General features: G+C 39.3%; 9 protein-coding genes. 3 read left to right on the top strand and 6 right to left on the bottom strand.

The features are described 5' to 3' along the window. Window positions 1-107 precede the first annotated feature (107 nt). Together gpmI and AC4CVF_RS17280 are read left to right on the top strand one after the other, a co-directional pair. Window positions 108-1,655 carry a 2,3-bisphosphoglycerate-independent phosphoglycerate mutase gene (gene gpmI, locus AC4CVF_RS17285; RefSeq protein WP_336952339.1) on the top strand — a complete coding sequence of 516 codons (1,548 nt, stop codon included), beginning with the start codon at window positions 108-110 and terminating at the stop codon, window positions 1,653-1,655. A 30-nt stretch (window positions 1,656-1,685) separates the two neighbouring features. After that, on the top strand, window positions 1,686-2,864 hold the full coding sequence (locus AC4CVF_RS17280) for a S41 family peptidase (RefSeq protein ID WP_336952337.1): 1,179 nt from the start codon (window positions 1,686-1,688) through the stop codon (window positions 2,862-2,864). 285 nt (window positions 2,865-3,149) lie between these two features. On the opposite strand, the gene AC4CVF_RS17275 is transcribed toward AC4CVF_RS17280, so the two are convergent. Genes AC4CVF_RS17275 through gacA form a run of 3 tightly spaced genes read right to left on the bottom strand, consistent with a single transcriptional unit; the run spans window position 3,150 to window position 6,822 of the window. After that, window positions 3,150-4,565 carry a sigma-54-dependent transcriptional regulator gene (locus AC4CVF_RS17275; protein ID WP_490789767.1) on the bottom strand — a complete coding sequence of 472 codons (1,416 nt, stop codon included), beginning with the start codon at window positions 4,563-4,565 and terminating at the stop codon, window positions 3,150-3,152. A 17-nt stretch (window positions 4,566-4,582) separates the two neighbouring features. Beyond that, window positions 4,583-6,151 (bottom strand): sensor histidine kinase, encoded by a 1,569-nt coding sequence (locus AC4CVF_RS17270; protein WP_336952335.1) that lies wholly within the window; start codon window positions 6,149-6,151, stop codon window positions 4,583-4,585. A 35-nt stretch (window positions 6,152-6,186) separates the two neighbouring features. Further along, on the bottom strand, window positions 6,187-6,822 hold the full coding sequence (gacA, locus tag AC4CVF_RS17265) for a response regulator transcription factor GacA (RefSeq protein WP_490789766.1): 636 nt from the start codon (window positions 6,820-6,822) through the stop codon (window positions 6,187-6,189). A 232-nt stretch (window positions 6,823-7,054) separates the two neighbouring features. On the opposite strand from gacA, the gene pbpG reads away from it, so the two are divergent. Then, window positions 7,055-8,110: a D-alanyl-D-alanine endopeptidase PBP7/8 gene (gene pbpG, locus AC4CVF_RS17260; RefSeq protein ID WP_004718389.1), complete on the top strand. Its 1,056-nt coding sequence runs from the start codon at window positions 7,055-7,057 to the stop codon at window positions 8,108-8,110. A gap of 671 nt (window positions 8,111-8,781) precedes the next feature. Here the strand turns inward: pbpG and thrC are convergent. The 3 genes from thrC to AC4CVF_RS17245 all read right to left on the bottom strand — a co-directional run bounded on the left by thrC (window position 8,782) and on the right by AC4CVF_RS17245 (window position 12,305). Then, window positions 8,782-9,921, bottom strand: coding sequence for a threonine synthase (gene thrC / locus AC4CVF_RS17255; protein WP_336952333.1), 1,140 nt, complete (start codon window positions 9,919-9,921; stop codon window positions 8,782-8,784). A gap of 141 nt (window positions 9,922-10,062) precedes the next feature. Next, on the bottom strand, window positions 10,063-11,367 hold the full coding sequence (locus AC4CVF_RS17250) for a homoserine dehydrogenase (protein WP_004718385.1): 1,305 nt from the start codon (window positions 11,365-11,367) through the stop codon (window positions 10,063-10,065). Window positions 11,368-11,492: 125 nt separating this feature from the next. Further along, entirely contained in the window at window positions 11,493-12,305 is an 813-nt protein-coding gene (locus AC4CVF_RS17245; RefSeq protein WP_336952331.1) for a thioredoxin fold domain-containing protein, read from the bottom strand. Window positions 12,306-12,373 lie beyond the last annotated feature (68 nt).

The raw sequence follows: 12,373 nt of genomic DNA, 5'->3' as shown, positions 1-12,373 counted from the left end.
AGTTTAGATCATGGCAACTTGTTTTTGCCATAATCTGAGGATAGAGTCTGCCGTAAAAAAACGGTAAGATGTAACGATTAATTTGTAAACAGTAAAGAGTGTAAATCATGACGGATGCAACTGCTGGCAAAATCCCTCACGTTCTAGTGATTATGGATGGTGTGGGTCATCGTGAAGCGGTCGAAGATAATGCGTTTTTAGCAGCAAAAACGCCGAATCTAACCATGATGCAAGACAAGCATCCGCATAGTTTAATTTCTGGTTCAGGTGAAGATGTCGGTTTGCCAGATGGACAAATGGGTAATTCTGAAGTTGGTCATATGAACTTGGGTGCAGGTCGTGTGCTGTATCAAGATTTTACTCGTATTACCAAAGATATTCGGACCGGCGATTTTTTCGAGCATGAAATTCTGATTGATGCTGTAGAAAAAGCCAAATCGGCAAATGGTGCATTGCACATTATGGGATTATTGTCAGAGGGCGGTGTCCATTCTCACCAAGATCATATTATTGCAATGTGTGAGCTTGCTTTGAAGCGTGGGGCAAAAGTCTATTTACATGCGTTCTTAGATGGTCGTGATACACCACCACGGAGTGCAAAACCTTCTTTAGAAAAACTCGATGCGGTATTTGCACAGTATCCAAATCAGGGGCGTATTGCCACCATGATTGGACGTTACTTTGCAATGGATCGTGATAATCGTTGGGATCGTGTGGAACAAGCTTACCGCCTGATGACTGAAGGAGAAGCTTTACGTGTTGTTGATTCAGCCGTTGAGGGCTTAGAGCAAGCCTATGCAGCCAATGAAAATGATGAATTTGTTAAAGCAACCCGTATTGGTGAAATGGCCAAAATCCAAGATGGCGACAGTGTGGTGTTTATGAATTTTCGTGCGGATCGGGCACGTGAAATTACTAAAGCATTTGTAGAAAAAGACTTTGCAGGTTTTGAACGCAAAGTTGTACCCCATCTATCTAAATTTGTGATGTTAACGCGTTATCAAGCGACGATAGATGCACCAGTGGCATATATGCCAGAAGGTTTAAAAAATTCAATTGGCGAATACTTATCTTCTTTAGGCAAAACTCAGTTACGTATTGCAGAAACAGAAAAATATGCACATGTGACCTTCTTCTTTAGTGGCGGTCGTGAAGATGAGTATCCAGGTGAAAAACGGATTCTAATCCCATCACCAAAAGTTGCAACTTATGATCTACAACCTGAAATGAGCGCACCAGAAGTCACCGACAAGTTGGTTGATGCAATCAATTCAGGTGAGTTTGATCTCTTGGTGGTGAACTATGCCAATGGCGATATGGTAGGTCACACTGGCGTGTTTGATGCAGCAGTGAAGGCTGTTGAAGCTGTTGATATCAGTCTTGGTCGTTTATATGAAGCAGTGATGGCAAAGCATGGTCATATGTTGATTACTGCTGATCATGGTAATGTAGAGCAAATGCAGGACTATGTAAGTGGTCAAGTACATACGCAGCATACCACTGAACTTGTACCTTTCATTTATGTTGGACCAACCTCAGCCACGATTGCTGAAGGTGGGGTTTTAGCAGATGTTGCACCGACTATTTTAAGTTTAATGCATCTCCCTGTACCGACAGAAATGCAAGGCCGTAATCTGATTACATTGAAAGCATAAAATTATCATTATTAAAAACTAGGTGTATGAATGGCTCAAGCTTGGAAATATATTGCTGTATTAACAGGATTGTTGGCCTGTGGAAGCCATTCCGTTCGGGCAGCAGAAAATGCTGCCGCACTTGATTTTGATGGTGATGTCGAAGAAAGTATTGCTGAAGTGCCCATTGAATCGATTGAGCAATTTGTACAAATCTACGGCATCGTCAAAGACAATTATGTTCAGGAAAAACCTGATGATGTTCTGTTTTTGCAGGCAATCAAAGGGCTGGTGGGTGGTTTAGATCGCTATTCGCGTTATCTAAGTCCTGAAGAATATAAACAGTTGATGCAATATACGGAAAGTGACCTTGCGACTGCTGACTTTGAATTGGCTTTTGATAGTCATATTCATCAATGGAAAGTCAAGAATTTACGCGATAATTCAGACTCATTTAAACTCGGTTTAAAAAATGGATTCACCATTTTTAAAATTGAAAATCAAGAACTTAAAAATTTAAATGCCCAACAAGTCGAAGATTTATTACATGGCTCAATTGGTTCAACTTTTCAGTTGCAACTGAATGAAAAAAGCCCAGCAATCACGGTGGTCAGAAATCGCAAATTAGAAGTGGCTGATATAGAGCCGATTATGTTGCATAATCAGGTTTTAGTGCTTAAAGTTAAAGTTTTTCAACAAGATACAGCCAATGAAATTAAACGTTTAATTGAAGAATACAGTACCCAAAAAATGAAAGCTGTATTATTCGACCTACGTAATAATCCAGGTGGTTTACTCTCAGCCGCTGTTGAAACGGCTGATCTTTTTTTAACTCAGGGAACGATTGTTTCTACCAAAAGTCGTTCAGAAGGCAATCAACAATTCCAAGCCTTACCGGGTGATGAGTCGTCCAATACTAAATTAGGTATTTTGATTAATGGTCGTTCAGCATCTGCAGCTGAAGTCTTTACCGCTGCAATGAAAGAACATCAACGTGCTTGGGTTATAGGTGAAAAAAGCTATGGAAAAGGCGTTGTACAGAAGTTATTTCCATTGCCAAATGGGGCTGCTTTGCAAATGACGGTTTCGCATTATTATACGCCAAATGGCAATATGATTGATGGGCAGGGTATTCGGCCTAATTTGGAATATCCATGGACTTTAGATCAAAAAGAAGAAACCTATCTAAATAATGTTGCAGATCAACTATTAAAACATCGTGATAGATAAAGTTGAATGTAAAACTGAATTCATAACACTGTAGCAGTTTGTGCTACTACATCTGACATTACGTATTTAAATCACGTTGTTTCGGTGATCCTTTAGCTTGTACTGTATACTAATCAAATACTTGCTTGTTGCTCAGACTGGACATGACCAAATCTTATGTTGAGTAAGCGCTGGATTCAGTACTTCTACTCAACGACGACATCCATGTCGCCACGCTGTAACCATGTAAAAAGCAAAAGCGCTTGAGTTGGTTGATATTATGATGTTGATGGCTATAGGTTGCTTCTATTCATCATCATCGGTATCTAAACCAAACTTTTTCAAACGATAGCGTAAAGAGCGAAATGTCATGCCCAATTTCTTAGCAGCTAAAGTGCGGTTCCAATGGGTTTGATTTAATGCAGATAACAGCACTTCTTTTTCGACTTTTTCCAAATATTGCTCCAACCCTTCTTCTGGAATGTTTTGGGCTTTATTCGCGGTGACGATAGGCAAGACTTGACTTTGGATAGGATCACGTGATTCGACTTTGTTGATACCACGATGTGGAGCAGGTTGTAGCTGTTGAATATCAATATAGTCTTCATCACTCATGGTAATGGCTTTTTCAATGATATTGCGTAATTCACGAACATTGCCTGAGTAATGCTGTTGCAAAAGAAAAGCTTTGGCTTGTTCAGTAAAAGACTTGGTTGAAATACGCCACTCTGTACAAATTTGCTGAAGAAAATGGTTGGCTAAAATCAGAATATCACAATCACGTTCGCGCAATGGCGGCAGGACAATATCCATCACATGAATTCTAAAGAACAGATCATGGCGGAATTTGCCTTGTTCAACGAATGCTTCAATGTCTTGATGTGTAGCACTGATAATACGGAAATCAACTTCGATTTCGGTATCACTGCCTAAAGGACGAATTTTCTTTTCTTGTAAAGCTCGTAACAGTTTGGCTTGCATGGCCAAAGAAAGTTCTGCAATTTCATCTAAAAACAGAGTACCACCATTGGCAGCTTGAATAAGGCCTTGTTTGTCTTGAGTTGCACCTGAAAAACAGCCTTTTTTATGCCCAAACAGCTCACTCTCCATCAAGTCTTCAGAAATTGCACCACAATTAATCGCAACAAAAGGGCTATCACTGCGGTTGCTGAGTAGATGGATGAGATTAGCAACAACCTCTTTGCCTGTTCCAGATTCACCGGTGATAAACACAGGTGCTTGTGAACGGGAAATTTTTTTAATCGATTCTCTTAACTTACGTATCACCTGTGAATCGCCGATGAGCATTGATTCCTCAAGCGGCGCATCGCTGATCGTTTCTCTTAACTGTGGTACATGCAAAGCTTTTTGTAAAAGCTGTTGCAGATGTAATTGGTTAATCGGTTTGCTGACAAAATCAAAAGCACCTGCTTTGAGAGAGGCAATCGCAATTTCCATATTTCCATATGCAGTTAAGACTGCAATAGGCGTTTTAGGATAATGCTGCGATACATGTTTAACCAAATCTAAACCACTGCCATCAGGGAGGTTTAAATCGGTAATAAAGGCATCATATTTATATTCACTAAAAAAATATTTGGCTTGTTGTAAATGGTGTGCCATATGCGTTTTGATGCCCATTCGAGAAAGGCTCATTTGCATTAACATACATAAATCTTGTTCATCATCTACAAGTAAAACCAATGGTTGTCGTGTAGTCATATCCCCAAAAACCTAATCTAATCCATGAGTGGGCATTCGATACGGAAGCATGCCCCTTGTTGTTTTTGCTCTACGTAAATTAGTTTCGCTTGATTCGCTTCGCATATCGTCTGCGATAGGTACAATCCTAAACCAGTTCCATTGATTTCGGTACTAAAAAATGGCTGAAATAATTGCGAAAGATCTTGTTTTGTGACGCCTTTCCCATAATCAATCACATCGATATATACGTGTGATTCATTTTTAAACGTTTGTACTAAAATGTGTTCAGCATTTTGATCATTATGACGTAATGCATTACGCACTAAATTGATTAGAACTTGTCGAAGATGAGAATCATCAAAATAGATCCAAACATCAGCTTGAATTTCTAATTTGATTTTTTCCTGAGCATCCCCTAAATCATGGCGTAATAAGTCATCAACAAATTCTTGAAAATTAATTTTTGAGGTATGGATCTTTTTATTTTTTGCCATATCTAAGGTATCTTTAATAATATTATTGATACGGATGGTCTGTTTGGTAATCATTTGATTTAAAATGGTTTGCTGTTCTGGGTCACTGCTGATAAACAGGTCGTTGGCCTGGGCAATGGCGGCAAGCGGATTGCGAATTTCATGGGCAATACTGGCCGATAATTGACCCAGTGCGGCAAGTTTGAGTTGTTGTACCTTTTGATTAATTTTTTGTGCATCTTCGAGGACTAAAAGCGTGAGTGCTTGATGCGGAACAATCAATTTTTGTACGCGAATATCGACTGTATACGAGGATTGATGGGATTCAAATTGAAAGCGTTCGCCATCACGTAACATGGCATCTTTTAAAATTTCATATAAGTCCGGTTGAAAGCTGGATAAATGATATTGCTCATGTGCGTAAAGTGGTGAAATGCCCAAAAGTAAACAGGCTGCAGGGTTACTGACGATAATTTTGCACTTTTCATCGAGCACCAAATAACCGACTTCAATCTGTTCTAAAATATAGCGGTTAATGTTCTGTAACTTAAATAATTCAAGAGATTGATAGGTATTTAACGACTCTAAAACTTGGAAGCGATTAATTGCAATCTGCCCAATGCCATAAACCATAAAAAATAAAAAAGCCAATAAGGCACTGTTACTAATATTATTTAAATTTGAAAAATCGAAGAAGCTGCCTAAAAACTGTTGGTAAATAATTGCAATCACAGAAACCAGTGTTACGAATAGCGCTTTATTTTTACTAAGCAGAAAATTCGCGGTAAAAACGGCAATGACAAACAAAATGCTGATGGCTAAATTTGGCCCATTGAGGGCAAATACCAAGGTACTTAGAAATGGAATATCAACAATAAAAAAACCAATAAATTGCTGCCCCACACCATGCGGATAGAATTTGAGCAGCATCATTTGTAATGCTGCGATTACAGTAAACGCGGTTAGAGAATAAAAATATAAACTGGGATATTCGTAATGTACGGGTTGGTTTTCAAGAGTAATCAGAAAAATAATGACTAAGCAAAAAGCAATAACCAATCTATAACCTGAATACAGTGTGCCTAGACGGTAAATTGTTTGATAAATAGGAACCGTTACCGTAGGCGACATAATCGTACTCAAGATAAATTATTGTTTTAATCAATTTATGGCTTAATTAAACAATAACGTATCGCAAGGTGAGTGAGTTTTACATCACTATCAAGTCCTAATTTTTCAAAGATACGATAACGATAAGTATTGACCGTTTTTACACTGACAAAAAGTTTGTCAGAAATTTCTTGTGCGCTTACACAATTTACCACCATCATGGCAACTTGCATTTCACGTTCTGACAGTGCGTCAAAAGGTGAGGTTTGTGTATCGGATAAATAAGAGCTTGCAAGTTGTTCAGCAATATCTGCACTAAAATACTTACCGCCTTGCATGACTTTTTTGATTGCACGAACCATTTCAGTGATTGGTGCGCCCTTGGTAATATAACCACGAGCACCAGCTTTCAATAACAGCGACGGATAGGGTTCTTCAGCCAAACCACTCACAGCGAGTACTTTGGTCTCAGGTGCGGTTTGTAACAAACGACGGGTAGTTTCTACACCACCAATTCCAGGCATGTTGACATCCAATAAAACTACATTGGGATGGTGTTGCCTTACAATCGTAATTGCTTCTTCACCAGATTCTGCTTGTCCAATGACTTGAATATCGGTCTGATCTTCTAACATTCTGCAGATGCCGGTTCTTACTAATTCATGGTCATCTACCACTAAAACAGTAATCACTTACACCTCCTTAAATTTCTCAATATCGACATTTTTGTTACATAAAGCAAAAAAGACTTGCAAAGACATAACAAAATTGGCAATCCTATTCCTAATATCCATTCAATATTTACGCATAATACGGCGTGATTGAAATATTTGTTTTAATATAGTCACGTTTGAGTGTAAATGTAAGTCATATTTGAGGTAATTAGCAAGTTTGTGAATACCTCCTTGAGGTGAGTAAGTTATCGTGAAAAAACCAAAAAAAACGTTAATGCATGTGCTGAGTTTGTCAGTACTACTCAGTTTGAGTTCGACTGGTTTTGCTGAAATCATTATGAACTCATCGGGGGGGAGCGGACAAGCAACTGTAAATTGGTCTTCTTCAGATGCCAGCCAGTTACTCAATGGTGATTCTCTGGATGATGATGGCGAAGATATTTCTCCAAAAGGCTCAACCACGTTAACCACAACAATTCGTGCATCAAATGCTGCACCGACAACATTGACCAATAAGTCTGTACAGATTTATGACACCAATACCTATAATAGCCAACCATCGGTAAATGCGCGTGCTGCATTGGTAATGGATGCAAAAACAGGTGAAGTTCTGTTTAGTAAAAATACCAATATGGCGTTACCTATCGCATCAATTACCAAATTGATGACAGCAGTGATTACCGCAGATGCCCGTTTAAATATGTCTGAAGACATTACCTTGCAACAAATCGATTTTGCGGGTGCTGGTGGTAAGAATTCAAGTTCAACTTTAAAAGTTGGCGATACCATGAATCGTGCTGAAATGTTACTTGTGGCATTGATGAAATCTGAAAATCCAGCTGCAGCAGCTTTAGCGCGTACTTATCCAGGTGGTCGCCAAGCGTTCTTTGCTGCAATGAATTCAAAAGCACGTCAATTGGGCATGAATTCAACCCATTATGTTGAATCTACTGGTTTGGATCCACGTAATGTTTCTTCTGCTCGAGATTTAGGGATTTTAGTCAGTGCTGCATCACAATATGGTTTGATCCGCCAATTTTCAACAACAGCGCATTATGACTTTAATTTGGGTTATCGCGTGCTGAAATCAAACAACACCAATGCTCTAGTACGTAATGGTGGGTGGAATATTAATATTTCCAAAACGGGTTATATCAATGAAGCAGGGCGTTGTGTGGTCATGCATACCACTGTAAATAGTCGTCCGGCTGTGGTGGTATTATTAGGTGCAAGCTCTTCTCAGGCACGTACCAATGATGCAACCAATTTATTGAACTGGGTGAGTAATTTACCGAAACGTATCTAATCAGTTTGTCACTGAAGTTATCCATCCAAATTAAAAAAGCGCTTCAAAATATGGAGCGCTTTTTTTGCTTAAATTAAGCATAAAAAATAGATTATGAAATGTGTAAATTTGCAATGCCAGGATTTGGCTGGTGTTTACAAATCCTGCAGACAAAGCAATTGATATTAAAGACAGAAATAGTCAAACCACCTAATTATCCATATAAGTGATTTCTGTCAAGTCATTGATCATAAAAAAAGCTCATATTTTGTATTTTTGAATCATAGATGGTTATCCTACTGTGTAGCGACATAGATGTCGCCGTTGGGAGTATAGGTCGTACCCTCGCCCAATATAAGCAAAAACAAAGTACAGCTTTGTTTGCAGCGCAGGGTTTGGCCTCTCTTATGAAAAGTGGGTCATCGCCTACGCAAAGATGGTTAAACTTTGAATGTAAGGTGTGGCATTGCAAGTCTTTTTATAATCAAATAGTTTATTTTTCTATATAAATGATTTAATTGATAATATTAATTAAGAGAAATTATATTCTTGCGTCTGAGTTTTTTGACAGCTTGATTATAGTGCGAGCGGATCAGATCTGAACTATGACTCATATGAAGAAGAATAATAATTTTTAAATTGCGCAAATAAAAACCAGCTGCGAACAACTGGTTTTTATTTTGAAGTCTGTTTTACATATTTGAAAGAATAGAGTCTTTCACTTGATTCATTGTCGCATCAATAGACAACATAATGGCATCTTTACATTGTTTGATTGCAGTATCAGGATCTTTTAGACCATTACCTGTCACTGTACATACAATCACAGAGCCTTCCGCAATTTTACCGGCTTTGATGTCACGGATTGCACCACCAATAGATGCCGCAGAAGCAGGTTCAACAAATACACCTTCATACATAGAAAGCAAACGTTGCGCTTCTAAAATTTCAGCATCTGTTAATTCATCAAACCAGCCATTTGAATCACGAACGACCGCCTTAGCATGATTAAAGCTTTGAGGATTACCAATACGGATTGCTGTTGCAACGGTTTCAGGGTTTTCAACTGGGCCACCACGTAAAAATGGTGCAGCACCAGAAGCTTGATAACCAACCATGATCGGACGACCTTCAGGATTTGGACCTGTAAACTTATCCGTTTCAGGGTCATAAACCACTTGTTCAAATGCTTCAACTGGTTGGTTAGCAACTGCTTCGGTATAACCCATCCAATGCGCAGTAATATTGCCTGCATTACCTACAGGTAAGCAGTGGTAGTCAGGTGCACGACCCAAAGCTTCTACGATTTCATAAGCAATGGTCTTTTGACCTTGTAAACGGTATGGGTTGATTGAGTTAACAATCGTTACAGGCGCTTGGTCAGCAACTTCTTTGACCAAACGCATACCGTCATCGAAGTTACCGCGAATTTGCATGGTGATTGCACCGTACATCATCGCTTGTGCCATTTTACCCATGGCAATTTTGCCTTCTGGAATTAACACAAATGCTTTGATGCCAGCACGAGCAGCATATGCAGCAGCAGCAGCAGAGGTATTACCTGTAGATGCACAGATAATCGCCTTAGAGCCTTCTTCTACCGCTTTGGTCACTGCCATGGTCATACCACGGTCTTTAAACGAACCTGTCGGGTTTAAACCTTCATACTTCACATAAATTTCAACATTCTTACCAATAATACCAGGAATATTGTCTAATTTAATGAGAGGTGTATTGCCTTCATTTAAAGAAATAGCACGTGTAGTTTTCGATACTGGTAAGCGGTCACGATAGCGATCAACAAGTCCTGTATAGCGATTGGCATTAGACATGATGGTGTTCCAATTGTGTGTAGTGTAGAGCAAATAAGATATTCTTTTAACCTCTAAGCCTCTATTCTGAGAGGCTGAGCCATTCATTGAATGACGCTTTGCATGCAGTTGCTGCAAATTTAGAGGAGTTTAAAAACCCGATTAGTTATCGAGCAATTCTAAACGAATTCGTACGATTTCGCCATGTATAGCAGGTAATGCCTGAATTTGTGCAATCGCTTCATTCATCTTCGATTCTACGATCGGATCAGTCAAAATCACGATAGGAATCAGATCTTTTAAACGGGGCTGCTGCATGATGGCATCAATACTGATACCCGTGCGACTTAAAATTGTTGTTACATCTGCCAGTACGCCAGTTTGGTCTTCAGCATTTAAACGCAAATAATAGCCTGTAGTCATCTCATCACTCGACAAGATATGTAAGTCGGAAAGTGCTTCAAAGGCAAGCTGAGGAATTGTGCCTGAACCATCTTCTGTGTAAATGATATCACGGACAATATCGACCACATCTGCCACGACTGCAGAAGCAGTAGGGCCTGCACCTGCGCCCGCACCATAATACAATGTAGGACCAACCGCATTGGCCTGAACCAAAACTGCATTCTTCACACCATTTACATTGGCAAGAAGCTCTTCTTCTGGAATCAGGGTTGGGTGTACACGAAGTTCGATACCTTTGCTAGAACGACGCGCAATACCTAAATGTTTGATCTTATAGCCAAGCTCTTCAGCGTATTTCACATCTTGTGCAGTAATCTTGGTAATACCTTCGGTATAAACTTTGTCAAACTGTAAAGGAATACCAAATGCACATGATGCAAGAATGGTCAGCTTGTGTGCAGCATCAATACCTTCAACATCAAAAGTTGGGTCTGCTTCGGCATAACCAAGCTCTTGTGCTTCTTTCAGTACATCCGCAAAGGCACGGCCTTTTTCACTCATTTCAGTCAGAATGAAATTGCCTGTACCATTGATAATACCCGCAAGCCATTCAATTTTATTGGCTGCTAGACCTTCACGAATGACCTTGATAATTGGAATACCACCGGCAACTGCTGCTTCAAATGCGACTTGGACATGGTGGTCATCGGCTGCTTTAAATAGCTCATTTCCATGTTCTGCAAGTAATGCTTTGTTTGCTGTTACGACTTGTTTGCCATGTTTAATGGCTTCCATCATGACTTCATAAGCAGGATGAATACCGCCCATGACTTCAACAACAACATCAACATCAGGCTGACGGACAATGTCTAAGAGATCGGCACTTTGTTTAATGCTAGCTGGTAAATTTAGATCTGGCCGTGGACGACGAGTGCCTACGTGGGTAATTTCAATTTCTCGACCGGTGCGACGTCTAATTTCAGCAGCGTTTTCTTGTAGTAGTTTAAGGGCACCACCGCCTACGGTTCCAAGACCGAGTATTGCCAGACGAACTGGTTTCACGTCACACTCCAATTATGTATATAAATTATATTAAGCTTAGATCATAGCTAAAAAATGCGCCAGACTCTAGAGTCTGGCGCATCTTTATATTGAGCTATAAATAATAGTAAATTTACTGATAAAAATTATTTATTTAAACGGCTTTCAATTTCATCAGCAGTCATGTAACCACCTAAATATTCACCCTCTGCATTGTAGATTGCAGGTGTACCATTCACACCCATTTTTAGACCTAAAGCATAGAGATCACGAACTGGATTTTTACAGCTAGCTGGTGGAAGCGCAGTACCTGCAATGGCTTGATTAAATGCAGCACTACGGTCTGCACTACACCAAATACTTTCCATAGTCGGTATAAATTGTTCACCACGTGGCCATGCGATATAACGTATTTCAATACCTTTAGCGGTGATTTCACTGATATGTTCATGAAGTTTATGACAATAAGGACAACTTGCATCGGTAAATACATAAATCACATGTTTAACTTTGCCTTGAGCAGGGTAGACCAAGAGATCTTTAATATTTAAGTCAGCCAGATATTTCTTGTTTTCTGCAGCTTGTATTTTGTCACCAATGCTAGTGAGTTTATCACCACCTAAACGGATCACATCGCCTTGGATCAGAAATTTACCATCAGATGTTGCATAGACGGAGCTCATTCCTTCCATGCTGATCCAATAAAGATTTGGCATCTCTGTTGATTTAGCATCTAAAATTTTGGCTTTTACGCCTGCTTTTTTGAAATTGGCTTGTAATGTTTGGATTAAACGTTGTTTTGCATCACGCTCAGTTAAATTCGATGCTTCACCTGTTGCAGGTGCTGTCGCAGTTAAAGTGTCATCTTTTTTTGAGTCTGAGTTTTTTGAACAAGCACTCACTGCCATCGTGCTTGCAATAAGACAAGCCAACATCAATTTTGAACGATTCAATTGCATAAATAACTCTTTATGTTTCTTCAGCATGATTTGAGGGAATTAGCATAACAAAATTTTGAATACTGTAC

The organism is Acinetobacter sp. LipI_19, from assembly GCF_058242925.1.
Note: the sequence above shows the minus strand (reverse complement) of the source record. Positions and strands in the feature narration are given on the sequence as shown.

What these genes read in the sequence shown, in the direction of transcription:
- gpmI (WP_336952339.1), top strand. Translation starts at nt 108, where the DNA reads ATGACGGATGCAACTGCTGGCAAAATCCCTCACGTTCTAGTGATTATG.
- AC4CVF_RS17280 (WP_336952337.1), top strand. Translation starts at nt 1,686, where the DNA reads ATGGCTCAAGCTTGGAAATATATTGCTGTATTAACAGGATTGTTGGCC.
- AC4CVF_RS17275 (WP_490789767.1), bottom strand. Translation starts at nt 4,565, where the DNA reads ATGACTACACGACAACCATTGGTTTTACTTGTAGATGATGAACAAGAT.
- AC4CVF_RS17270 (WP_336952335.1), bottom strand. Translation starts at nt 6,151, where the DNA reads ATGTCGCCTACGGTAACGGTTCCTATTTATCAAACAATTTACCGTCTA.
- thrC (WP_336952333.1), bottom strand. Translation starts at nt 9,921, where the DNA reads ATGTCTAATGCCAATCGCTATACAGGACTTGTTGATCGCTATCGTGAC.
- AC4CVF_RS17245 (WP_336952331.1), bottom strand. Translation starts at nt 12,305, where the DNA reads ATGCAATTGAATCGTTCAAAATTGATGTTGGCTTGTCTTATTGCAAGC.